Annotated in this window: 23 protein-coding genes; 12 read left to right on the top strand and 11 right to left on the bottom strand. The window is 59.4% G+C overall.

Annotated features, from left to right (window positions below):
- Window positions 1-117 precede the first annotated feature (117 nt).
- Together IEQ42_RS15400 and IEQ42_RS15395 are read left to right on the top strand one after the other, a co-directional pair.
- On the top strand, window positions 118-1,158 hold the full coding sequence (locus tag IEQ42_RS15400) for a threonine aldolase family protein (RefSeq protein ID WP_042561452.1): 1,041 nt from the start codon (window positions 118-120) through the stop codon (window positions 1,156-1,158).
- 162 nt (window positions 1,159-1,320) lie between these two features.
- Complete coding sequence (locus IEQ42_RS15395; protein ID WP_210704085.1) at window positions 1,321-2,145, top strand: SDR family oxidoreductase; 825 nt, start codon at window positions 1,321-1,323, stop codon at window positions 2,143-2,145.
- 186 nt (window positions 2,146-2,331) lie between these two features.
- Here the strand turns inward: IEQ42_RS15395 and gbcB are convergent, their stop codons facing one another.
- A complete protein-coding gene (gene gbcB, locus IEQ42_RS15390; RefSeq protein ID WP_210704084.1) occupies window positions 2,332-3,432 on the bottom strand; it encodes an FAD-binding oxidoreductase in 1,101 nt (366 codons plus the stop codon).
- A 296-nt stretch (window positions 3,433-3,728) separates the two neighbouring features.
- Here gbcB and gbcA point away from each other — a divergent pair, with 296 nt between their 5' ends.
- The gene (gene gbcA, locus IEQ42_RS15385) at window positions 3,729-5,024 is read left to right on the top strand and encodes a glycine-betaine demethylase subunit GbcA (protein ID WP_042561455.1); all 1,296 of its coding nucleotides are present in this window, start codon (window positions 3,729-3,731) and stop codon (window positions 5,022-5,024) included.
- 68 nt (window positions 5,025-5,092) lie between these two features.
- Here gbcA and IEQ42_RS15380 read toward each other — a convergent pair whose 3' ends face one another.
- Together IEQ42_RS15380 and IEQ42_RS15375 are read right to left on the bottom strand one after the other, a co-directional pair.
- The gene (locus tag IEQ42_RS15380) at window positions 5,093-5,380 is read right to left on the bottom strand and encodes a hypothetical protein (RefSeq protein ID WP_210704083.1); all 288 of its coding nucleotides are present in this window, start codon (window positions 5,378-5,380) and stop codon (window positions 5,093-5,095) included.
- Window positions 5,381-5,406: 26 nt separating this feature from the next.
- A complete protein-coding gene (locus IEQ42_RS15375; RefSeq protein WP_210704082.1) occupies window positions 5,407-6,033 on the bottom strand; it encodes a hypothetical protein in 627 nt (208 codons plus the stop codon).
- Between the two features lie 467 nt (window positions 6,034-6,500).
- Here IEQ42_RS15375 and IEQ42_RS27475 point away from each other — a divergent pair, with 467 nt between their 5' ends.
- On the top strand, window positions 6,501-6,632 hold the full coding sequence (locus tag IEQ42_RS27475) for a hypothetical protein (protein ID WP_269756017.1): 132 nt from the start codon (window positions 6,501-6,503) through the stop codon (window positions 6,630-6,632).
- 617 nt (window positions 6,633-7,249) lie between these two features.
- Here IEQ42_RS27475 and etfB read toward each other — a convergent pair.
- The 6 genes from etfB to IEQ42_RS15345 form a co-directional block, all read right to left on the bottom strand.
- Window positions 7,250-8,020 (bottom strand): electron transfer flavoprotein subunit beta, encoded by a 771-nt coding sequence (gene etfB / locus IEQ42_RS15370; RefSeq protein WP_210704081.1) that lies wholly within the window; start codon window positions 8,018-8,020, stop codon window positions 7,250-7,252.
- Between the two features lie 9 nt (window positions 8,021-8,029).
- A complete protein-coding gene (gene etfA, locus IEQ42_RS15365) occupies window positions 8,030-9,250 on the bottom strand; it encodes an electron transfer flavoprotein subunit alpha (protein WP_210704080.1) in 1,221 nt (406 codons plus the stop codon).
- The gene (gene dgcB / locus IEQ42_RS15360) at window positions 9,250-11,199 is read right to left on the bottom strand and encodes a (Fe-S)-binding protein (protein WP_210704079.1); all 1,950 of its coding nucleotides are present in this window, start codon (window positions 11,197-11,199) and stop codon (window positions 9,250-9,252) included. The genes etfA and dgcB overlap by 1 nt, the downstream gene beginning before the upstream one ends.
- Window positions 11,200-11,354: 155 nt before the next feature.
- Window positions 11,355-13,415, bottom strand: a complete 2,061-nt coding sequence (dgcA, locus tag IEQ42_RS15355; RefSeq protein ID WP_150601896.1) for a dimethylglycine demethylation protein DgcA — start codon at window positions 13,413-13,415, stop codon at window positions 11,355-11,357.
- 15 nt (window positions 13,416-13,430) lie between these two features.
- Window positions 13,431-13,961: a DUF5943 domain-containing protein gene (locus tag IEQ42_RS15350; RefSeq protein WP_047303843.1), complete on the bottom strand. Its 531-nt coding sequence runs from the start codon at window positions 13,959-13,961 to the stop codon at window positions 13,431-13,433.
- A 105-nt stretch (window positions 13,962-14,066) separates the two neighbouring features.
- A complete protein-coding gene (locus IEQ42_RS15345; protein WP_034153590.1) occupies window positions 14,067-15,044 on the bottom strand; it encodes a dipeptidase in 978 nt (325 codons plus the stop codon).
- Window positions 15,045-15,278: 234 nt separating this feature from the next.
- Here IEQ42_RS15345 and IEQ42_RS15340 point away from each other — a divergent pair, with 234 nt between their 5' ends.
- From IEQ42_RS15340 to IEQ42_RS15330, 3 genes are all read left to right on the top strand, one after another.
- Window positions 15,279-15,680, top strand: a complete 402-nt coding sequence (locus IEQ42_RS15340) for a lysozyme inhibitor LprI family protein (RefSeq protein ID WP_210704078.1) — start codon at window positions 15,279-15,281, stop codon at window positions 15,678-15,680.
- 103 nt (window positions 15,681-15,783) lie between these two features.
- Window positions 15,784-16,107, top strand: coding sequence for a helix-turn-helix domain-containing protein (locus IEQ42_RS15335; RefSeq protein WP_210704077.1), 324 nt, complete (start codon window positions 15,784-15,786; stop codon window positions 16,105-16,107).
- 28 nt (window positions 16,108-16,135) lie between these two features.
- The gene (locus IEQ42_RS15330) at window positions 16,136-16,552 is read left to right on the top strand and encodes a DUF3010 family protein (protein WP_150593657.1); all 417 of its coding nucleotides are present in this window, start codon (window positions 16,136-16,138) and stop codon (window positions 16,550-16,552) included.
- A gap of 135 nt (window positions 16,553-16,687) precedes the next feature.
- Here IEQ42_RS15330 and IEQ42_RS15325 read toward each other — a convergent pair whose 3' ends face one another.
- Window positions 16,688-17,632, bottom strand: coding sequence for a GlxA family transcriptional regulator (locus tag IEQ42_RS15325; protein WP_210704076.1), 945 nt, complete (start codon window positions 17,630-17,632; stop codon window positions 16,688-16,690).
- A gap of 193 nt (window positions 17,633-17,825) precedes the next feature.
- Between IEQ42_RS15325 and IEQ42_RS15320 the strand changes: the two genes are divergently transcribed.
- The 5 genes from IEQ42_RS15320 (at window position 17,826) to IEQ42_RS15300 (ending at window position 22,095) form a co-directional block, all read left to right on the top strand.
- Window positions 17,826-18,770 carry a choline ABC transporter substrate-binding protein gene (locus tag IEQ42_RS15320; protein ID WP_210704075.1) on the top strand — a complete coding sequence of 315 codons (945 nt, stop codon included), beginning with the start codon at window positions 17,826-17,828 and terminating at the stop codon, window positions 18,768-18,770.
- 75 nt (window positions 18,771-18,845) lie between these two features.
- Entirely contained in the window at window positions 18,846-19,733 is an 888-nt protein-coding gene (gene cdhC, locus IEQ42_RS15315) for a 3-dehydrocarnitine:acetyl-CoA trimethylamine transferase CdhC (RefSeq protein WP_042561466.1), read from the top strand.
- Between the two features lie 141 nt (window positions 19,734-19,874).
- Window positions 19,875-20,840 carry an L-carnitine dehydrogenase gene (locus IEQ42_RS15310; RefSeq protein ID WP_210704074.1) on the top strand — a complete coding sequence of 322 codons (966 nt, stop codon included), beginning with the start codon at window positions 19,875-19,877 and terminating at the stop codon, window positions 20,838-20,840.
- Between the two features lie 227 nt (window positions 20,841-21,067).
- Window positions 21,068-21,544 carry a thioesterase family protein gene (locus IEQ42_RS15305; RefSeq protein WP_210704073.1) on the top strand — a complete coding sequence of 159 codons (477 nt, stop codon included), beginning with the start codon at window positions 21,068-21,070 and terminating at the stop codon, window positions 21,542-21,544.
- Between the two features lie 287 nt (window positions 21,545-21,831).
- Complete coding sequence (locus IEQ42_RS15300; protein ID WP_150593754.1) at window positions 21,832-22,095, top strand: hypothetical protein; 264 nt, start codon at window positions 21,832-21,834, stop codon at window positions 22,093-22,095.
- A 112-nt stretch (window positions 22,096-22,207) separates the two neighbouring features.
- Here IEQ42_RS15300 and gbdR read toward each other — a convergent pair whose 3' ends face one another.
- Window positions 22,208-23,311, bottom strand: coding sequence for a choline metabolism transcriptional regulator GbdR (gene gbdR, locus IEQ42_RS15295; protein ID WP_210704072.1), 1,104 nt, complete (start codon window positions 23,309-23,311; stop codon window positions 22,208-22,210).
- Between the last annotated feature and the right edge of the window lie 511 nt (window positions 23,312-23,822).

Raw genomic sequence — 23,822 nt, 5'->3', positions numbered from 1 at the left:
TGTCCTTGTAGAGTTTTGACAGCGACATCTCGTGTGCTCCCCGGAAGATCTTCGGTAAAGTGCGCACCATCATTGACCAACGAAGCGCCACAAGCGTTTCGATCACGGAAGCCGGCCATGACCGACAAGAGCCAACAATTCGCCAGCGACAACTATTCCGGTATTTGCCCTGAAGCCTGGGCTGCCATGGAACAGGCCAACCACGGCCACCAACGCGCTTACGGCGACGATGAATGGACCGCTCGCGCGGCCGACCATTTCCGCAAGCTGTTCGACACCGATTGCGAAGTCTTCTTCGCCTTCAACGGCACTGCCGCCAACTCGCTGGCCCTGTCGTCGCTGTGCCAGAGTTATCACAGCGTGATCTGCTCGGAAACCGCCCACGTCGAAACCGACGAATGTGGCGCTCCGGAATTCTTCTCCAACGGCTCGAAACTGCTGATAGCCGGCACTGAAAACGGCAAGATCACCCCGGCCTCGATCCGCGAAGTCGCGCTCAAGCGTCAGGACATTCACTACCCTAAGCCGCGTGTCGTGACCCTGACCCAGGCCACTGAAGTCGGTAGCGTCTACACCCCGGAAGAAATCCGCGCCATCAGCGCCACCTGCAAAGAGCTGGGCCTGAACCTGCACATGGACGGTGCGCGTTTCTCCAACGCCTGCGCGTTCCTCGGCTGCTCGCCAGCGGATCTGACCTGGAAGGCCGGTGTTGATGTGTTGTGTTTTGGTGGCACCAAAAACGGCATGGCCGTCGGTGAAGCGATCCTGTTCTTCAACCACAAACTGGCCGAAGACTTCGATTACCGCTGCAAACAGGCCGGACAACTGGCGTCGAAGATGCGCTTTCTGTCGGCACCGTGGGTGGGCATCCTCGAAAACGACGCCTGGCTCAAATACGCCCGCCACGCCAACCACTGCGCGCAACTGCTGGCCGAACTGGTCAGCGACATTCCGGGTGTCGAGCTGATGTTCCCGGTCCAGGCCAACGGCGTGTTCCTGCAACTGTCCGAGCCGGCCATCGCCGCGCTGACGGAACGCGGCTGGCGCTTCTACACCTTCATTGGCAAGGGCGGGGCACGCTTCATGTGCTCGTGGGATACCGAAGAAGAGCGCGTACGCGAACTGGCCCGTGACATCCGCGAAGTCATGAGCGCCTGACCTGACACAACCCCCTCTCCCTGTAGGAGCTGCCGCAGGCTGCGATCTTGAATCGCAGCCTGCGGCAGTTCTGCACGGCCCCTTCGTCGATTGCCTTTCTGCGCTTGGTCTACATTGTTTGTCGAGCCCTCCGCTCACATAACAATAAGCAGGAGCATCGGCATGTCGTTACAAGGCAAAACCCTGTTCATCACCGGCGCCAGCCGTGGCATTGGCCGTGAGATTGCGCTGCGAGCCGCCAGGGACGGAGCAAATGTTGTCATTGCGGCGAAAAGCGCCGAACCCCACGCCAAGTTGCCCGGCACCATCCACAGCGTCGCCGCGGAAGTCGAAGCGGCGGGCGGCAAAGCCTTGGCGTTGCAACTGGATGTGCGTGACGACGACGCGGTGCGCCAGGCGTTAGCGCAGGCCAACGAGCATTTCGGCAGCATTGATGCGCTGGTGAACAACGCCGGGGCGATCAAGTTGACCGGCGTGCAACACATCGAACTCAAGCGTTTCGACCTGATGCACCAGATCAACACCCGCGCAGTGCTGCTGTGCAGCCAGGCCGCCCTGCCCTATCTGAAGAAATCCGCTGGGCACATTCTCAACCTGTCGCCGCCACTGAACCTGGCGACCAAGTGGTTCGCCCAATACAGTCCGTACACCGTGACCAAATACGGCATGAGCATGCTGACACTGGGCATGAGCGAGGAATTCGCCGGGTACGGGATCAGCGTCAACTCACTGTGGCCGCAGACGATGATTGCCACGGCAGCGATTGAGTTTCAGTTGGGCAACAGAGAGTCGTTCAAGCATGCGCGCACGCCCGAGATCATGGCGGATGCGGCGCATGTGATTTTGAGTAGCAGCAAGCGGCAGATCACTGGGCGATTGCTGATTGATGAGGAGATTTTGCGCGAGAGCGGTGTGAGCGAATTCAATCACTATCGCTTTGAAGCGGGCAGCAGCGCGGCGTTGATGACGGATTTGTTTGTTGACTGAAAGAGCCCTCACCCTAGCCCTCTCCCGGAGGGAGAGGGGACTGACCGAGGTGTTTAGTCGAAGTACGCCGACGTGAAATACCGAGTCGAACTTAGATTTTGAACAACATAAAAATCGGCTCCCTCTCCCTCGGGAGAGGGCTGGGGTGAGGGGCAAGCCGAGCGCAGCAGCCCGCCCCACCGCCAATCAGAACTCGATACGGACGTCGCCTTTAGGCACGCTGCAGCACGACAAAATAAATCCTTCTGCCTCGTCGTCCTCGGTAATCCCGCCGTTGTGCTCCATCTCCACTTCGCCCCCAAGCTTGAGCACCTTGCACGTCCCGCAAATCCCCATGCCGCAGGCTTTCGGGATCATCAGGCCGAGCTTGGCCGCCGCCGCATGCACGGTCTCGCCCGGTGCCACACGAATGCTCTTGCCGGAAGAAGTGAATTCCACCTGATGCAGATCCGCCACGTCGATTTCTGGCGCGTCGGCTGCCTGCTCGGCCTGTTCGACAGCATCGGCGCGAGCCTCGGGTGGCGTGGCACCGAAGGATTCTTCGTGGTAGCGCGACATCTCGTAACCGGCGGCTTCCAGCAGCCGCTTGACGGCGTGCATGTACGGCGTCGGCCCGCAGCAGAACACTTCGCGCTCGAGGAAGTCGGGCACCATCAATTCGAGCATCTTGTGATTGAGGTAACCGCGATACCCGGCCCACGGCTCACCCAAGCCGTGCTTCTCACAGATCAGGTGCAGGCTGAAGTTGTCGATCCGCGACGCCATGTGTTCCAGCTCGCGGTGGTAAATGATGTCTTTGGGCGAGCGCGCGCTGTGGACAAAGGTCATGTCGACGTTGGCGTTGGTGTCGTAGAACCAGCGGGCCATCGACATGCACGGCGTAATACCGACGCCGCCGCTGAGGTACAGGACTTTCGGGCTCGGATAGTCAATGGCATTGAACAGCCCGACCGGCCCGTGCACTGCCAGCTCCTGGCCTTCATGCAGCGTGTCGTGCAGCCAGTTGGAAACCTTGCCGCCCGGCACCCGTTTGATCGTCACCGAAAAGCTGTAAGGCACCGACGGCGAACTGGAAATGGTGTACGAACGCATGATCGGCTGGCCTTCGATTTCCAGCTCCAGGGTGACGAACTGCCCGGGCTTGAAGAAGAACAGGATCGGCTGATCGGCCATGAAGCAGAAGGTGCGCACGTCCCAGGTTTCCTGGATGACTTTGACGCAACGGACAATGTGTCGACCATTGGCCCAGGTCTGGGTGGTGACCGGATTCAGGAAGCTGTTGGACATGCTGTTCTCCACGGCCGACTGCCGGCCTTCATGTGGCGATTCTGCGTATAGCGCAGACCGCCCGTTTACCTATCCGCGACATCGGCATACTTATCGCGACCAGCCCCCAACCACCGGGGGTTGCGCGTCGGGAACAGATTGCACCATGTCGCCCATGGATAAGGTTCCGCCCAGCGCCGGGCCCACACTCGCCCCAACACCAAGACAGATTCTTTACACCTTGCGTAGCAACCGTTAACAGCACACCTGATTAGCCACTTTCGCCGGCCACGCAGATGGCCATGAGGATCACATCGATGGACGTCACCGCAAAAATCAGCCTGGGCGATCCGCTGGAACCCGCACGCAAGGCCACCGCCCAAATGTTGCAGGAGCGCGAGCGCACCTTCTCGCTGCCGCAACCGTTCTACAGCGACGAGCGGCTGTTCGATATCGACATGCAGGAGATCTTCCAGAAAGAGTGGTTGATCGCCGGCATGACCTGCGAAATCCCGACCAAGGGCAACTACCTGACCCTGCAGGTCGGCAAAAACCCGATCATCGTCATCCGTGGCGCTGAAGGTGTGGTGCATGCGTTCCATAACGTCTGCCGCCACCGTGGCTCGCGCCTGTGCACCAGTGAAAAGGGCAAGGTCGCTAAACTGGTCTGCCACTACCATCAGTGGACCTATGAGCTGGACGGTCGCCTGCTGTTCGCCGGGACCGAAATGGGCGCCGACTTCGACATGAAGCAGTACGGCCTCAAACCGGTGAACGTGAAGACCGCTGGCGGCTACATCTTTATCAGCCTGGCGGAGAATCCACCGGCCATCGATGACTTCCTGTCGACGCTGAACCACTACATGGAACCGTACGACATGGAGAACACCAAGGTGGCGATCACCACCACCCTGGTGGAAAAGGCCAACTGGAAACTGGTGCTGGAAAACAACCGCGAGTGCTACCACTGCAACGCCTCGCACCCGGAACTGCTGAAAACCCTGCTGGAGTGGGACGACGTCACCGACCCGCGCGCCGATCAGGCGTTCAAGGATCACGTCGCGGCCTCCGCCGCGGCCTGGGAAGCCGAAAAGATCCCGTACGCCCACGCCAGTTTCGGCCTGCGCAACCGCATCGTGCGTATGCCGCTGCTCAAGGGCACCGTGTCGATGACCCTCGACGGCAAACAGGGCTGCGCCAAACTGATGGGCCGCATCAAGAATCCGGACCTCGGCTCGATGCGCATCCTGCACCTGCCGCACTCGTGGAACCACTGCATGGGCGATCACATCATCGTCTTCACCGTGTGGCCGATCAGCGCCCAGGAAACCCTGGTTACCACCAAGTGGATCGTGCACAAGGACGCGGTTGAAGGCGTGGATTACGACGTAGAACGCATGCGCCAGGTGTGGGACGCGACCAATGATCAGGATCGGCGTCTGGCCGAAGAGAACCAGCGCGGGATCAACTCCACGGCTTACCAGCCGGGGCCATACTCGAAGACCTATGAGTTTGGTGTGGTGAATTTCGTCGATTGGTACAGCGAGCGGTTGTTGAGCAACCTTGGGGCTGAGCCTGCGCCTTATCTCAAGGGTGTGCCCGTTCAAGGTTGAAGAAGGTGAACTGTAAATAAAAAAAACCGCGAGCATGCTCGCGGTTTTTTATTGCCGTTATAAAACGGCTACCAGTTCCACGATTTGATAATACGTTGCGCCACCTCAAAGATACTATCTATGTCGGAAGCACTCGGCGGTCGTTTATAGTCTGGATCGATTTTTCGCTGCAACTCATCGTACAGACTATCAATCTTCTCCTCGGTACGTTTCTTATCGCGCTGACGAAGAACGTCGAGCTTTGCTTTATTATCATCAAGCGCTCTGTTCTCTTCGATATTGAAAGCACGACACCACTCACCTTCGATTGGATCGATAAACGGTGGAGGTCCGATCGGTTTGAAAGGCTTGATCATTAATCACCTCACAACCTTCAAACGGATCAGGAAAACCAACCACTGATCCAGTTCACGACCGAATGGAATGTATTGGTGATCTTCTCCCAGACATTTTTTAACCAGCTCAGGATTTTCTGGCCAATTTCGACAAAAAACGCAGTAATCTTATCGAGCACGCTATTGAACAGACCGCCGAAAAGATCCATAAACCCAACAACCGCGTCCGCGCTGCCAGGAAACTTTTCGACCTCTCCAATGGCAGCGTCGTACATTTTATCGATACGCTCCGCCGCTGCTTTATGATCGCGGTTACGCAACTCCTCAAGTTTATCTTTATAGGATTTGGTATCGGTGGAACCTGAATTCTGGAACGTCTCGGTCGCTTTGGTCAGTTCCTGCTCCGACTGGTTCGACTGCTCCTCACCAACCTCCTTGGCCAGCGGCTCCAGCCTTTTTACGGCTGGGTCATTGGCGCTGGTATTCAGATAAAGACTACGCAGGTGAAGATGCTGCAGGTGCGGCGAAGCCATTAAAACGCCTCGGGCCGTACCCGTGGAAAGTTGCTTCGCATGCACGCGCATCTCGTTCAGCAGTTCGACATAAGCCTCTTTCGACGGAGCAACAGCGGCGTCGGCGACTGATTTGATTTTAGACTTGGCAGCTTCAGACATTTTAGAACTCCTTGTAGTGTCATATGAATTGCACTTTTACTGTGCTCAGGCTGATAAGCGCTTGCCGCCTCGCACTTCGGCAGCACTCGTCAAAAACTTTGATTAAACCCACGCAAACTTACGCGAGCATTACATTATATTCAGGTGCAAAATTCCCATGTACCGGCTCGAGCCGAACATATCGAAAGTTTGCAGAAAAAGAATTTTTCAAAATGAAGAATATAAATGAGCGCGAACGCCTTCCATAGCTGAACCCCTGTACTGTGACAAGAATAAAACAATGAACAACCTTGTTCATTTAATCGCGTGAAGCCAATTAAAGCTGTGGCAATCAACCCTGTCAAACCACTCGATAGAACTATCGGAAGCTGAGCATCGTAAAATTAATTATATGGAGAAACCCATTCGAAAATGATCGCGCACGGCGGGAGCGCAGTCTTGTTGTGCGCAGAGATATCGAAACCTGTATGAAATTTGATCAATTGCCGTTTGGACTATATCCGCCGGGGTTTGCAGGGTTTGGCGAACAAGTTATCCACATAGCCACCCACAGCAAATGGGGACAACTGTGGATGAATGAGAAAAACAGCGGTGAATAAGTGAAGAAAAATCGTGACTTATCCAGAAGAGCAGTCTGAGACATGGATTGTACATTTTTTAATCAACACCCTATAAGCCACGTGTTTAAAGACCTGTAGAGGATGGCGAACACGTTATCCACAGAAGCGCCAACAGACTTCGGGGGTAACTTTGCAGGCGCTGTGGAAAAATGTCTGCGACTGTGAAAAACCGGGCTTTACAGAGAGTCACCACGGTGAGAATTGATGATTTGATCAGTTTTTAGTCAAATCCGTGCAAGCCACGTTTTATATGGCTCTTGGGGGATAGCGAACATCTTATCCACAGAAGCGCCAACAGAGATTGGGGGCAACTTGTGTCGTTATCCAGGGGGAAAATCCAGTAAAAACCGTTACTTACGCTGGTTGTTTTTTGATCTGAGGGCTGGAGGGCTTGATTGGCGTAGGGTGCACGGATGGGCGAACACGTTATCCACAGATTCGCCAACAGGGATTGTGGGTAAACAGCGCATTATCTCGATGCGCTCGGCTCATATGTAGGAGCTGCGGCACGCTGCGATCTTTTGATCTTGATTTTGAAGATCAAAAGATCGCAGCCTCGTTTCACTCGACAGCTCCTACAGGGGCTTTGCAGGGAGTCAGCGGACAACGCCTTCTTCGATCAGCAGCTTGAGAATCGCCTCAGCCCCCGCCTGCGCCGTCACCCCTTTCAGCACCTGCCCCCCGCCACCACTGGCCTTGGCCGTCGCAGCCTTCATCCGATCAGCACCACTCTTGGCCTTGATCACTTTCAAGCGCTTCGGCCGCGGCTTGGCCGGTTGCAGCGTGGCGACAGACAAAAGCTCATCGTCGATCACTTCGACGTCATCAGCCTCCAACTGCCCACGCCGCGCCGGCCCATAAGCACTCTGCCGAGGCTTCGGCGCAGCGTTATCCACAGTCGCCAGAAACGGCAGCTTGACCTTCAACCGACGCCGCTGCCCGCGCGGTAGCGCTTGCAACACCAATGCCGAACCATCACTGATCGACTCGACCTGCGCCAACCCCACCACCAGCGGCCAGCCCAACCCTTCCGCCAGCAGGAACGGCAACATCCCCGAGCCCTCGCCGGTTTCCGCCTGGCTACCGGTCAACACCACTTGAGCACCGGCCTCACGCAGATAAGCCGTCAGCGCCGGCAATGCATCGGCACCGGCGGGTTGTTCCAGCACATGCATCTGCTCAAGCCCCATGCCCAGATAAGCGCGCAACGCCGGTTCAGCAACATCGCCGGCATGCAGCACTTGCAGGTTATCCCCAGCCAGTTGCAAACCCAATTCCACTGCCCGTGCATCCTGCTCCGCCCGGCGTGGGCGGCCGGAGGTCGGGTGGGCGCCGATTGAAACCAGACTGATGATTTTCGTGTTCATAGCGTTTCCTTAAGCCGCATCGCGCTTGGCGTCGTTGCGGTAGGCCGCTACCGCCGCGATCAAGGCTTGAAGAATCTCTGCGCTCTCGCCGATCACCGACAAGTCGGCACGTTTGATCATGTCGCAACCCGGATCGAGGTTGATCGCCACCACTTTGTCGCAGGCGCCAATGCCTTGCAGATGCTGGATCGCGCCGGAAATCCCCACCGCCACATACACCCGCGCAGTGACCCAGGTACCGGACGCGCCGACCTGACGATCGCGCGCCATGTAGCCGTCGTCCACCGCCACCCGCGAAGCGCCTTCGGTGGCACCCAGTGCGGCAGCAGTCTGGTGGAACAGCGCCCAGTCCTTGACCCCGTTACCACCGGAGAAGATGAACTCGGCCTCGGCCATCGGAATCGCCGCCGGGTCCACCGCCACCGCGCCCAGGTCCTCGATTCGCGACAAGCTGCGCGCAACGCTTGTGGATAACTCCACGGGCAGTGCTTCGTGGCGAGTTTCGCTGACCGGTTCGGCGCATTCGGCCGAGGCCAGAATCAATCGTGCGACCGGACGCGCCAGGTCTTGCAGCCCCGCACCGGCGCGGCCGATGCATTGCTCATCCTTCACCTGCCATACCCGTGTGGCCGGGCGTTCTCCCAACGCTGCAGCAAAGCGACGGCCGAGTTCACCGCCACCGCTGCGACTGTCGGGCAGCAGCCAGTGACGCGGACGGAACTGGTTATCCACAGCCCGCAGGCCCTGCACCCGTTGTTCCGGTGCATAACCGTTGAACGCTTCGCCATCGAGTACCAGCAAGCGGTCAACGCCCGCCGTGACAAATGCGCTTTCCTTGTGCTCGCCGAACACCACCGCCAACACCGCCCCATCCTTGCCGGCCAACTCATGGGCAAGACCGAGCAAGTCGCGGTCGTGGCTGCTCAAGCGGCCACCGACCATGTCCGGCACCACGCTGATGTAGAACGCCGGGGCCGGCACCTGATGCAGCAGCAATTGCACCTCTACAGCGGCGGAACGCTTAGTCGCTCCGCCCTGTTGCGCGCCGCTGCGGTCGATACGCTTGATGCCGTTGGGGCCAATAAAACCGATGCCGTGCAGGTTTTTACGGATGACGCCGTTCGGCCCCATCCAGCTGTGTTGTGCCGGTTGCATCGCCGCGTGCAGCGGATGCAGTCGGTTGCGGGCGATCCATTCGGCGCGCGGATCGCGGCGGATAAGGTCGCTCATCAGTGGGCCTCCGCGGGTTCACGTTTGGCCGGCGTGGTCGGTTTGCCTGGCGCGGCGTCTTCGAGCAGCGCATCGGCGACCAGTTCGGCAATGTCCTTGATCAGCGGACGCGGTTCGACCACGCCTTCGAGCATCGCCGTGCACTGTGGACAACCCACGGCCACCAGTTCAGCGCCGGTTTCGCGGATGTCGTCCATGCGCATGTCGGGGATACGCTGTTTGCCCGGAATGTCGGTGATCGGCGCACCGCCACCGCCACCACAGCAGCGCGAACGGAACCCGGAACGTTGCATCTCTTTGACTTCGATACCCAGCGCACGCAGCACTTCACGCGGCGCTTCGTACTCGCCGTTGTAGCGGCCGAGATAGCATGGATCGTGATAGGTCACGCTGTTGCCTTTGTGCTGCCCGAGGTTGAGCGCGCCGGCCTGAATGATTTCCGCCATGTAGGTGCTGTGGTGCTGCACCAGGTAATTGCCGTCGAACGCGCCGTACTCGTTTTTCAGCACATGAAAACTGTGCGGATCACAGGTGACGATGCGGTTGAAGCTGTATTTGGCCAAGGTCTGGATATTGCGTTTGGCGAGCTGCTGGAACGTCGCTTCGTCGCCGAGACGACGGGCCACGTCGCCGCTGTCGCGTTCCTCAAGACCGAGTACGGCGAAGTCGACTTTCGCTGCCTTCAGCACTTTGACGAAGGCGCGCAAGGTGCGCTGGTTGCGCATGTCGAAGGCGCCGTCGCCGACCCAGAACAGCACGTCGGTGGATTTCTTTTCGCTGAGCAGGTTCAGGTTCAAATCCGCCGCCCAGTTCATCCGCCCGCCCGGTGCGAAACCGCCGGGGTTGTCGGTGGCGATGAGGTTTTCCAGCACTTCAGCGCCCTTGTTCGGCGTTGCGCCTTTTTCCAGGGTGAGGTGGCGGCGCATGTCGACGATGGCGTCGACGTGCTCGATCATCATCGGGCATTCCTCGACGCAGGCGCGGCAGGTGGTGCATGACCACAGGGTTTCGGCATCGACCAGACCGTTGACGATCGGTTGATGCGGATTGCCTGAATGCTCGCCGACTGGTTTGCCTGGATACGGGCTGCCAGCGAACTTGGCATCGGTGCCGCCAGCGAGGCCGACGACCATGTCCTGAATCAGTTTTTTCGGGTTCAGCGGCTGGCCGGCAGCGAACGCCGGGCACGCGGCTTCACACTTGCCGCACTGCACGCAGGCGTCAAAACCGAGCAACTGGTTCCAGGTGAAATCCTTAGGCTTTTCCACGCCCAGCGGTGCGCTCGGGTCGTTGAGGTCCAGCGGTTTCAAACCGGTGGAACGGCCGCCGCCAAAACGTTCGGCGCGACGGTGCCACGCCAGATGCAGGGCACCAGCAAAGGCGTGCTTCATCGGCCCGCCCCAGGTCATGCCGAAGAGCAATTCCGAAACGCCCCACAGCACGCCAATGCCGAGAATCACTGCCAGCAGCCAGCCACCGAAGTCCTGCGGCAGAATCCCGGCCACCGGCAAGGTCACCAGAAAGAATGACGCCGAGAAGGCCAGCAGGCTTTTCGGCAGGCGCATCCACGGGCCTTTCGACAGCCGTGCCGGCGGGTTGCGCCGGCGCAGGTAAACGAAGATCGCACCGACGAACATCACCGCCGACATCAGCAGCAAGGCGTAACCGAGGATGCGGTTATGCAGGCCAAAGCCGTGCACCAGAATCGCCAGCACAATCGACGCCACCGCGCCACCGGCCGTGGCCACGTGGGTGTTGGCGATGTATTTGTCCCGCGCCACCACATGGTGAAGATCGACCATGTATCGCTTGGGCATGGCCAGCAGGCCGCCAATCAGATCGACCTTCGAGGCCCGGCCCCGACGCCACATCGCCACCCGCCGCAACGCGCCAAGGACAGCGAGGCCCAGGGCTGCGAACAACAGGATTGGAAGAAGGGTGTTCAACATAGGTGAAGCTCCCACCAGTGCAACCTGGAGAAACACGATCCGCTTTACTGTGGGAGCGAGCCTGCTCGCGAAAGCGGTGAGTCAGTCGACATCATCGTCAACTGACAGATTGCATTCGCGAGCAGGCTCGCTCCCACAGGGTTTGGTGCAAGCCGTCAGAAATCCTTGCACAACCGCAGTGCGTCGTAGATCGCGGCGTGTGTGTTGCGCTGCGCCACGCAGTCGCCGATGCGGAACAGCAAATAGCCGTCACCCGTGGTACTCAGCGATGGCTGCGGCTTGATCGCAAACAACGCATCGATATCGATCTGGCCCTTGTTGCGCGATCCTTCCTTGAGCCCGTAATACAGCTCTTCGTCCGGACGCACGCCGTTTTCCACGACCACCTGATCGACCACCCGCTCCTCTTTGGCACCGGTGTATTCGTTCTCCAGCACCGCGATCAGTTTGTCGCCCTCGCGGTAGACCTTCTCGAGCATCATGTCGCCGGTCATGATCACTTCTTTCGGATACATGCTGCGGTAGTAAGTCGGGAACGACGTACCGCCAACGGCCACGCCGGGTTTGATGTCGTCGGTGACGATCTCGACCTGGCTGCCCTTGTCGGCGAGGAAGTCGGCAACCGACATCCCGGTGAACTCGCAAATGGTGTCGTAGACCAGCACGTTCTTGCCCGGCGCAACCTTGCCGTCGAGCACGTCCCAACTGCTGACCACCAGCCCTTCGGCCGCGCCCCAGTGTTCGTTCTGCTCAAGGAACGGATGACCGCCAACCGCCAGCACCACCACGTCCGGACGCAAATCCATGATCGTGGCAACATCGGCAGCAGTGCCCAGACGCAGGTCGACTTTCAGGCGCGCCAGTTCCAACTGGAACCAGCGCGTAATGCCGGCGATCTGGTCGCGCTGCGGTGCTTTCGATGCAGTAGTGATTTGCCCGCCGATGAATTCTTTCTTCTCGAACAGCGTCACGTCGTGGCCACGTTCAGCGGACACCCGCGCCGCTTCCATCCCGGCCGGGCCGGCACCGACGACCACGACTTTGCGCTTGATGCCGGTGGATTTTTCGATGATGTGCGGCACGCCCATGTATTCACGGGACGTCGCGGCGTTCTGGATGCACAGCACGTCCAGACCCTGGTATTGACGGTCGATGCAATAGTTGGCGCCCACACACTGTTTGATCTGGTCGATCTGGCCCATCTTGATCTTGGCGATCAGGTGCGGGTCGGCGATGTGCGCGCGGGTCATGCCGACCATGTCGACATAACCGCCCTCAAGAATCCGGGTGGCCTGGTTCGGGTCCTTTATGTTCTGCGCATGCAGCACCGGGGCTTTCACCACCTCTTTGATCCCGGCCGCCAAGTGCAGAAACGGCTCCGGTGGATAACTCATGTTGGGGATAACGTTGGCCAGGGTGTTGTGGGTGTCGCAACCCGAACCGACCACGCCGATGAAGTCGAGCATGCCGGTGTCGTCGTAGTACTTGGCGATCTGTTTCATGTCCTCGTGGGACAAGCCGTCCGGGTGGAATTCGTCGCCGCACAAGCGGATGCCGACGCAGAAATCGTCGCCGACTTCCTTGCGCACAGCCTTGAGCACTTCCAGACCGAAACGCATGCGGTTCTCGAAACTGCCACCCCATTCATCGGTGCGCTTGTTGACGCGCGGACTCCAGAACTGGTCGATCATGTGCTGGTGCACGGCGGACAGCTCAACGCCGTCCAGACCACCGGCCTTTGCGCGGCCAGCAGCGGTGGCGTAGTTGCCGATCACCCGCCAGATTTCTTCCGGCTCTATGGTTTTGCAGGTCGCGCGGTGCACCGGTTCACGGATGCCCGACGGCGATAGCAGGGTTGGCCAATGCTCGCCGTCCCAACGCGAGCGACGACCCATGTGGGTAATCTGGATCATGATCTTGGCGCCATGTTTGTGCATGGCGTCGGCCAGGTTCTGGAAGTGCGGGATGATCCGGTCGTCCGCCAGGTTCACCGATTTCCACCAGCCTTGCGGGCTGTCGATGGCCACACTGGACGAACCGCCGCAAATCGCCAGGCCGATCCCGCCCTTGGCTTTCTCTTCGTAATACTTGACGTAGCGGTCGGTGGTCATGCCGCCGTCAGTCGCATAGACCTCGGCGTGCGCGGTGCTGAGCACACGGTTGCGGATGGTCAGTTTGCCGATCTGGATCGGCTGGAACATTGCTTCGAAAGCCATGACGGGTTCCTCGACTTACAACGGCTTGACGGTGAACAAGCCGTCTTCGTGGCCTTCTTCGGAGCCACCGTACACTTGCTCGGCAACCGTGCGAATCTTGCTGCCGCGAGCTTCAAGAATCTGATCCATCGCGCCGGCAAACCAGCCGGTGAACATGTAGTCGACCTTGCGCCCGACCTTGCCGTAGACGTAGACAAACGCCGAGTGCTCGAGCTTGACGCTGGCGGTGCCTTTATCGAGGTCGATGTCCTGAATCTTGAACAGGCCCCAGCCGCGCTGCGACAGACGCTTCATGTAATGCTCGAACACCGCAACGCCTTCCAGGCCGTGACATTCAGCTTCTTTTTCACACCAGTGCCAGGCAGATTTGTAGCCGGCCTTGTAGAGGATCTCAGCGTAGGCTTCGGCGCCCAGCACTTCCTCGATGCCCATGTGGTTATTGACGAAAAAGTGACGCGGCACGTACAGCATTGGCAGGGCGTCGGAGGTCCAGACACCGGTTTCGCTGTCGACTTCGATAGGCAATTGCGGGGCGATCTTGGCCATGGAAACTTAACTCCAGAAAAGTTTTAGATTCAGTGTTGGCCGCAGCCCTCACCCCAGCCCTCTCCCACAGGAGAGGGGGCAGTTCGGCGGCGGTCTTGGAAAGCGTTACTCGCCCCAGACGTCTTTCAAGACGTTGACCCAGTTTTCGCCCATGATCTTGCGCACCACGCGTTCAGGATGGCCGCGCTTGAGCAGGGTTTCAGTCAGGTTCGGGAACTCGCCGACAGTGCGGATGCCCAGCGGGTTGATGATCTTGCCGAAGCTGGTCAGACGGCGGGCGTAGCCCTTGTCGTGGGTCAGGTATTCGAAAAAGTCCTGGCCGTGGCCCTGAGTGAAATCGGTGCCGATGCCGATGGCGTCTTCGCCGACGATGTTCATCACGTATTCGATGGCTTCGGCGTAGTCGTCGATGGTCGAATCGATGCCCTTGGCGAGGAACGGCGCGAACATGGTCACGCCGACGAAACCGCCGTGGTCGGCAATGAATTTGAGTTCTTCATCGGACTTGTTGCGCGGGTGCTCCTTGAGCCCCGACGGCAGGCAGTGGGAGTAGCAGACCGGTTTTTTCGATTCGAGGATGACTTCCTCGGAGGTCTTGGAACCGACGTGGGACAGGTCGCACATGACACCAACGCGGTTCATCTCGGCGACGATCTCGCGACCGAAACCCGACAGCCCGCCATCACGCTCGTAGCAACCGGTGCCGACCAGATTCTGAGTGTTGTAGCACATCTGCACGATGCCGACGCCGAGCTGCTTGAACACCTCGACGTAACCGATCTGGTCTTCAAACGCATGGGCATTCTGGAAGCCGAAGAGGATGCCGGTCTTGCCCTGCTCCTTGGCGCGACGGATGTCGGCGGTGGTGCGCACCGGCATTACCAGGTCGCTGTTCTCGCGTATCAGCTTCTGGCTGGCAGCGATGTTGTTGACGGTCGCCTGAAAGCCTTCCCACACCGACACAGTGCAGTTGGCCGCCGTCAGACCGCCCTTGCGCATGTCTTCGAACAGCTCGCGGTTCCATTTGGCAATGATCAGACCGTCGATAACGATGCTGTCGGCGTGTAATTCGGCTGGGCTCATCAGGCGTCCCCTTATTGGCGATTCATGCGCCGAATCGTCTGCCGGCGCTTTGGGGCCAGCATATGCCTCGGTGCCGGGGCGACCGGGTGCAAAAACGACAGGGGAATTGCCGAAAGCGTCAATCCGCGACAAAGGGTCGTAAGACGCTCCGATCAGCTACCTGTTCAAGCCCGCCAGCTTGAGCCAGAATCCCCCGCATCTTGGATACACCACTGGATGAGAGCGGCGACCTCAATGAAATCGATCTTCCTGGCCCTGGCACTGATTGCGACCGGCGTACACGCCGCCGAAGAGTCCGACAACAACCCGTGCGACGCAGTCGAAAACGACGTGCAGACCCTGGAGTGCTCAGCCTACAGCCGCACCGCGGCCGAAGACCTGCTCAAGGACAACTACGCCAGCCTCACCGAACGCATGCAGACCGCGTACGGCAAGAATCCGGCGCAACTGGCTGACATCACCGCCAAACTCAAGACCGCCCAGCAGCAATGGCTGAAGACGCGGGATGCGGATTGCGCGGTGGAAGCATTTCCGGCAACGGCGGGAAGCAAGGCATTTACGATTGCGCAGAACGATTGCGTGGCGCGGATGAGTGATGAACGGTCGGAGTTTTTGGAGTCGATTGGGCAAGAGTGATCCCGGAACTTCGGCAACATGCCGACAAACGTTGTTGATTGGCCGACTGAAAAATATAAGTGAATATCCGCAAATCTTATAAAAGACTTATATTTTCAGCACCATGAGCCAATCTGCCGACATCCAAATCATCAACGACGCCGAGGGCAAACCCGCCTTCGTGGTCACTCCCTATGCGCAATACGTCGCACAGAAAATGCAGCCGGATCTGATCCCTCACGAGGTGGTCAGTCGATTGGTCGACGGGGCGACACCAATCCGCGCCTGGCGCGAACATCTCAATCTGACACAGGAAGAAGTGGCGAAGCGCCTGGGTATTTCACAACCGGCGTTCGCTCAACAAGAAACGGTAGCGAAGCCACGCAAGGCAACCCGCGAGAAAATTGCAGCAGCGTTCGGCATCACGGCCAATCAGCTTGAGCTGTAAGCAGCCCTCTTCATTCAAAGGAATTCCCATGAACATCTGCGGCATCGAAATCAAAGGCAGCGAAGCGATCATCGCCGTGGCCGCTCTCGACGGTTCGACCCTGAGCCACATCCCTCTCGCCACCAAGAAAATCGCCCTCGACGATGACGACGAGGCAGCCAACGTCAAACGCTTCGCCGCGCAGGTCGCGTCGTTTGTGCGGGAGAATTCGATTGACCGGATTGCGATCAAGAAGCGCAGCAAGAAGGGTGAATTTGCCGGTGGGCCGACGACGTTCAAGATCGAGGGTGTGTTTCAGTTGCTCGATGGGTGTGAGGTGACGCTGCTGTCGCCGCAGACGATCAATGCACAGGCCAAGAAGCACAATTTCGAGCTGCCGGGGACGTTGAACAAGTATCAGCATGAGGCTTATAAAGCGGCGTGCTCGGCGTTGGTGAAGAAGTAAGCATTCTTTCAGACGATACAAATCAACTGTGGGAGCGAGCCTGCTCGCGAATGCAATCTGTCTGTCGACAGTGGTATTGAATGACACACCGCATTCGCGAGCAGGCTCGCTCCCACATTGGTTTTTGTGCCCCCATCAGGCTTGTGCCGTGCGGCGGTCTTCTCGCGGACAGCGTGCGAACTTCGCCCGGTAGCTGCGAGTGAAATACGACGGTGATTCAAACCCGCAGGCAATGCTGACTTCCAGCACGCTCATATCCGTCTGGCGCAACAACTGCCGAGCCTTCTCCAGTCTTAAGCGCAGATAGAAATTACTCGGTGTGTCGTTCAGGTGCAGCCGAAACAAGCGCTCCAGTTGTCGCCGCGTGACCTTGATCGATTCCGCCAGTTGCAGCGTGCTCAGCGGCGGTTCGCTGTGCTGTTCCATCTCGCCAATCACATGAACCAGCTTCTTGTTGCTGATGCCATAGCGCGTGGCGACTTCCATGCGCTGGTGGTCTTTGCGCGGGCGGATGCGGCCGAGCACGAACTGCTCGCTGACCTGGATCGCCAGTTGCGGGCCGTGGGCCTGGGCGATCAGGTCGAGCATCAAGTCAATGGAAGCCGTGCCGCCGGCCGAGGTGATGCGCCGCCGGTCAATCTCGAACAGCTCCTGCGTCACGCTGAGTTGTGGATAAGATTCCTTGAACGCATCGATCGCTTCCCAATGCAGGGTCAGGCGATGGCCCTCGAGCAGGCCCGCCTCGGCCAGGACGAAGCTGCCGGTGTCGATGGCGCCAAGGGTGACGCCTTCGTTATCCAGGCGGCGCAGCCAGTGCTCAAGCGTTGGCGTGGCGAATTTCAGCGGTTCGAATCCGGCGACCACTAATAGCGTCGCGCCCTTCTTCAGCGGCTCCAGCGCCGCGTCAGCGTTGACCGACATGCCATTACTCGCCAGCACTGCCCCGCCATCGGCGCTCAGAACATGCCAGCGGTACAGCTCGCCGCGAAAGCGGTTTGCCACCCGCAGCGGTTCGATCGCGGAGATAAAGCCGATCGCGGAAAACCCCGGCATCAGCAAAAAGTAAAAATCCTGGGACATGGGCGCACTCGGTTGGCGGGTAGCGTGGGGTCGTTGATACGCCGATTGTCGTCAGCGTTCAAGCGCACAGGTCGCTACAGTGCAAGTGCCGGTCGCCGTAGTGCGCTTTCACGGGCGCATTGCTGCGTAACTTTGCATCACCGGCGCATCAGACGCCGGGCCCCACAATAAACGACCTGCCGAGGAACCCGACATGAAACGACTGATCAGCAGCTGTGTTCTTGCACTCAGCGGTACCGCTTTCTTGAGCGCCAGCGTCATGGCGGCCGAACCCGCGTCTTGCCAGAACGTACGCATGGGCGTGGTCAACTGGACCGACGTGATCGCTACCAGCGCCATGACCCAGGTCCTGCTCGACGGCCTCGGCTACAACACCAAACAAACCAGCGCGTCCCAGCAAATCATCTTCGCCGGGATACGCGATCAGCGTCTGGACCTGTTCCTCGGCTACTGGAACCCGCTGATGACCCAGACCATCACGCCGTTCGTCGACGCCAATCAGGTCAAGGTCCTTGATGCGCCGAGCCTGAAAGACGCCCGCGCCACCCTCGCCGTGCCGACTTATCTGGCTGACAAGGGCCTGAAAACCTTCGCTGACATCGCCAAATTCGAGAAAGAACTGGGCGGCAAGATTTACGGCATCGAGCCGGGTTCGGGCGCCAACACGCAGATCAAGGCAATGATCGCCAAGAACCAGTTCGGCCTCGGCAAATTCCAACTGGTCGAATCAAGCGAAGCCGGCATGCTCGCGGCGGTTGATCGCGCCGTGCGCCGCAAAGAGGCCGTGGTGTTCTTCGGCTGGGCGCCGCACCCGATGAACGTCAACGTGCAGATGACTTACCTCACCGGTAGCGAAGACGCCCTCGGCCCGAACGAAGGCATGGCCACCGTATGGACGGTCACGTCGCCCAAGTACGCCGAACAATGCCCGAACATCGGTCGCCTGCTGACCAACCTGACGTACACCGCCGAAGACGAGAGCCGGATGATGCAACCACTGCTCGATCACAAGGACGCCTTCGAGTCCGCCAGGCAATGGCTCAAGGATCACCCCGAAGACAAGCAGCGCTGGCTCGAAGGTGTGACCACTTTCGATGGAAAACCGGCCGCTGAAAACCTGCAACTGACCAGCAAGTAAATCACCCCCGAATCACCGCTTCGCAGCCCGACAAGGGCTGCGGACAGACCCATCACGCCTGAAGGAAACCGCACCATGAACCACGACGTCATCATCACCTGCGCACTCACCGGTGCTGGCGACACGACCGCCCGCAGCCCGCACGTGCCGGTCACCCCGAAACAGATCGCTGCAGCCGCCGTGGAAGCCGCCAAGGCTGGCGCCACGGTGGTGCATTGCCACGTCCGTGATCCACAGACCGGCAAGTTCAGCCGTGACGTGGCGCTGTACCGCGAAGTGATGGAGCGGATCCGCGAGTCGGACGTCGACATCATCGTCAACCTCACGGCCGGCATGGGTGGCGACCTGGAAATCGGCGCGGGCGAGAACCCGATGGAGTTCGGCCCGAACACCGATCTGGTCGGCCCGCTGACCCGCCTCGCTCATGTCGAAGAACTGCTGCCGGAAATCTGCACCCTCGATTGCGGCACGCTGAACTTCGGCGACGGCGACACCATTTACGTCTCCACCCCGGCGCAACTGCGCGCAGGGGCCAAACGCATCACCGAGTTGGGTGTGAAGGCCGAACTGGAAATTTTCGACACCGGTCACCTGTGGTTCGCCAAGCAGATGATCAAGGAAGGTCTGCTCGACAATCCGTTGTTTCAGCTGTGCCTGGGCATCCCGTGGGGCGCGCCGGCCGACACCACCACCATGAAAGCCATGGTCGACAACCTGCCGGCGGATGCCGTGTGGGCCGGGTTCGGCATTGGCCGCATGCAGATGCCGATGGCGGCGCAAGCCGTGCTGCTCGGCGGCAACGTGCGGGTCGGCCTGGAAGACAATCTGTGGCTGGACAAGGGCGTGCTCGCGACCAACGGCCAACTGGTCGAACGCGCCACCGAAATCCTCAGCCGCCTCGGCGCTCGTGTGCTGACTCCGGCGGAAGGCCGCAAGAAAATGGGCCTGACCCAGCGCGGTTAATTCGAACTTACCCATGACCTTGTGGGAGCGGGCTTGCCCGCGATGACGGCTGTTCTACCGACAGATTTTTTCAGTAGTGCCGACGCCATCGCGGGCAAGCCCGCTCCCACAGGGTTCTGCGAACTCTTTAGGACATGACCAATGAGCTTTATCACCGAAATCAAAACCTTCGCCGCGCTGGGCAGCGGTGTCATCGGCAGCGGCTGGGTCGCGCGTGCCCTCGCCCATGGCCTCGATGTCGTGGCCTGGGACCCGGCGCCCGGCGCTGAAGCGGCATTGCGCAAACGCGTCGCCAATGCCTGGGGTGCGCTGGAGAAAAACGGCCTGGCGACCGGCGCCTCGCAGGATCGTCTGCGCTTCGTCGCGACCATCGAAGAATGCGTGCGTGATGCCGATTTCATTCAGGAAAGCGCGCCGGAACGTCTGGAACTGAAACTGGAATTGCACAGCAAAATCAGCGCATCCGCCAAGCCGAACGCGTTAATCGGTTCCAGCACTTCTGGCCTGCTGCCGAGCGAGTTTTACGAGAGCTCGACCCACCCGGAACGCTGCGTGGTCGGCCATCCATTCAACCCGGTCTACTTGCTGCCGTTGGTGGAAGTAGTCGGCGGCAAGAACACCGCGCCTGAAGCCGTGCAGGCGGCGATGAAGGTCTACGAATCCCTCGGCATGCGCCCGCTGCACGTGCGTAAGGAAGTGCCTGGATTCATCGCTGACCGTTTGCTTGAAGCGCTGTGGCGTGAGGCGCTGCACCTGGTTAACGATGGCGTCGCCACAACGGGCGAGATCGACGATGCGATCCGCTTTGGCGCGGGTCTGCGCTGGTCGTTCATGGGCACTTTCCTGACCTACACGCTGGCCGGTGGTGATGCCGGGATGCGCCACTTCATGTCGCAATTCGGCCCGGCCTTGCAGTTGCCGTGGACGTATCTGGCGGCCCCGGAACTGACTGACAAGTTGATTGATGACGTGGTCGATGGCACCAGCGAGCAGCTTGGCGAACGTAGTATTTCGGCGCTGGAGCGCTATCGTGATGATTGCCTGCTGGCGGTGCTGGAGGCGGTGAAGGCTACCAAGGAAAAGCATGGGATGAGTTTTAGCGAGTGATGCGTTTGGAATGACATTGCTGCCCTCACCCTAGCCCTCTCCCAGAGGTAGAGGGGACTGACCGAGGTGCTCTTGCGAGTGACGCCGACCTGAACTACCTAGCCGAACTCAAGTTTTAAATCGCAAAAAGATCGGCTCCCTTCCCCCCTCGCCCCCCTGGGGGAGAGGGCTGGGGTGAGGGGGTAGCTTTTGATCCTGAAGACCATCCAACTGCCCGGAACCCAATCATGCCCACCCTCACCACCTACCAAACCCGCATCATCCCTGACTGGGTCGACTACAACGGCCATCTGCGCGATGCCTTTTACCTGCTGATTTTCAGCTACGCCACCGACGCCCTGATGGATCGCCTCGGCATGGACAGCAACAACCGCGAAGCCAGCGGCCACTCGCTGTTTACCCTCGAACTGCACCTCAACTACCTGCACGAAGTGAAGCTCGACACCGACGTCGAAGTGCGCACGCAAATCATCGGCCACGACAGTAAACGCCTGCACCTCTATCACAGCCTGCACAAAGTCGGCGATCCCCAGGAACTGGCCGGCAACGAGCAAATGTTGCTGCATGTCGATCTCGCCGGCCCACGCTCGGCACCGTTCACCCCCGACACGCTGAATCACCTGCAAGCCATCGTCGCCGCGCAAACCGATCTGCCCGCCCCCGCTTACATAGGCCGCATCATCGCCCTCCCGCCTGCCCGGTAGACCGCGATGAATCCACCTAGGTCTTGCTGATTCACAGCCAAAAAAAACCCGATACCAGCCGTGACTGGATCGGGGCAGAGGCTACTGTTGAGGAGCTGCGAGGCGAGGGTGACCAAACCTTCGTGTTGCAAGCTGCGTTCAGTGTGCCGACTCCCCTGAACAGCGAGTTAGCCGAAAACGACCTGTTCATAGCCGTCGCGGCCACTGCGACAAATCGCTCTTGCCGTCACTTCACCCGCCTACCAGAATCGAACCACGACCTCCGTTGCCGAAGAAGGATTCGCCTCATGATGTACGCCGACTTGATTGATCAGGAAGACCTGTTGGGACAGCTCAAGGCATTGGGGTTTCAGGTGCCGATCGGCTCCACGGCTGAGCAGGCCTGCGAGTGTGCGGTGCGTGGGCTGGATAATGTAAGGGCATCCGAGCTGCGCAAGATGGTCAAGGACATGTACACCAGTGGCGCCAGTATCCAGCCCGCAGTGCGTCAGGCCATCGACAAACAGTTGTTGCCGGCATTGGCGGACTATCAGCAAAGCCATAGCGCCTGACGAACCGCCATCGCTGGCAAGCCAGCTCCCACAGTGATCCGGGTGAACACAACATTTGTGTCCAACACAGATCCTGTGGGAGCTGGCTTGCCAGCGATGAAAGCGCCTCGGTCTACAGCCTTACACTGGCAAACGTCGACTCATTGCGCGCCTGGCTCAACGCCGACATCGGCCCCGACAGCGGCGACATCACAATCGCTTGCGGCAGCGGCAGCATCGCCACTTGCTGGGTGGTGTTGGACCCTACGCGCTCGTCACGCGGCGGAATGCCGAAGTATTCGCGGTAGCACTTGGAGAAGTGCGGCGTCGACACAAAACCACACACCGACGCCACTTCGATGATCGACATCGGCGTCTGCTTGAGCAATTGCCGGGCGCGAATCAGGCGCAGCTTGAGGTAGTAGCGCGACGGCGAACAGTGCAGGTATTTCTGGAACAGGCGCTCGAGCTGCCGACGCGACACGGCGACGTACACCGCCAGTTCATCCAGATCGATCGGCTCCTCCAGATTGGCTTCCATCAGCGCGACGATTTCTTGCAGTTTCGGCTGGTTGGTGCCGAGCATGTGCTTGAGCGGCACGCGTTGGTGATCCTGCTCGTTGCGGATACGCTCGTAGACGAACATCTCGGAAATCGCGGCGGACAGTTCACGGCCATGATCGCGGCTGATCAAGTGCAGCATCATGTCCAGCGGCGCGGTACCGCCGGAACTGGTGAAACGGTTGCGGTCGAGGGTGAACAAACGAGTGCTCATCGCCACGCGCGGGAAAGCTTCCTGCATCGCCGCCAGACATTCCCAATGCACGCTGCAATCGAAACCGTCGAGCAGGCCGGCGCAGGCCAGGGCCCAACTGCCGGTGCACACGGCACCGAGACGTTTGGACTGACGCGCCTGGCTTTGCAGCCATGAGACGTGTTCACGGGTAACGGTGCGCTGGATGCCGATGCCACCGCAGACGATCACGGTGTCCAGCGGCGGCGCTTTGTGCATGGAGGCGTCAGGGGTGATTTGCAGACCGTCACTGGCCCACACCTGGCCGCCATCGACGGTGAGGGTGCTCCAGCGATACAGCTCGCGACCGGACAATTGGTTGGCCATGCGCAGAGGTTCAACTGCGGAGGCCAGAGAAATCAGCGTGAAATTGTCCAGCAGCAGAAAGCCGATGGATTGAGGCGTACGGTTCTGGGGTTGGGCCCCGGAGTTGAACGACGTCATCGCGGTATCTCCTCACACAATGCGGGTGATGGCCTCAGGCGGAGGCTCTTGTTATTGCCGGCGCTCTCGCAGGGGAGACGGGCTTTGTTATGACAGAGCAATTGCCATGCCTAAAATTGAATGGCCGTTCAACAACTCCTGAAAACGACGTCGCGACGTGTCTATTCGAGACGTCCGACGAAGGGTATTTCGAAGTGCCATCGCCGCCATTGAAAGCCCTGCCCCGAGGGGTGTGAGCATATCGGTAGCACTTGTGGGAACTGGCCTGCGCACGGTTGCCGGGGAATGTCACCTAAGGCGCGGGTGACGGACGGTAGGGATGCCGATTTCGTGTAACAGCTGGGAAAGACTCTTATCTGATTGCGACGCGCTAAAAGGTGGCGTGATTTATTGTCTGTGTTCACTTGGTGAGCAGTTTTGACTGGTCTGGCCCCTTCGCGAGCAGGCTCGCTCCCACAACAGATCTCCAGTGAACACAAAAATGTGTGAACGCCAGGTTCCAATGTGGGAG

Source organism: Pseudomonas iridis (genome assembly GCF_017980685.1).
In the GTDB taxonomy this organism is placed as follows: Bacteria; Pseudomonadota; Gammaproteobacteria; order Pseudomonadales; family Pseudomonadaceae; genus Aquipseudomonas; species Aquipseudomonas iridis.
The sequence above is the reverse complement of the archived record's forward strand: the minus strand, read 5'-3'. Positions and strand labels throughout refer to the sequence as shown.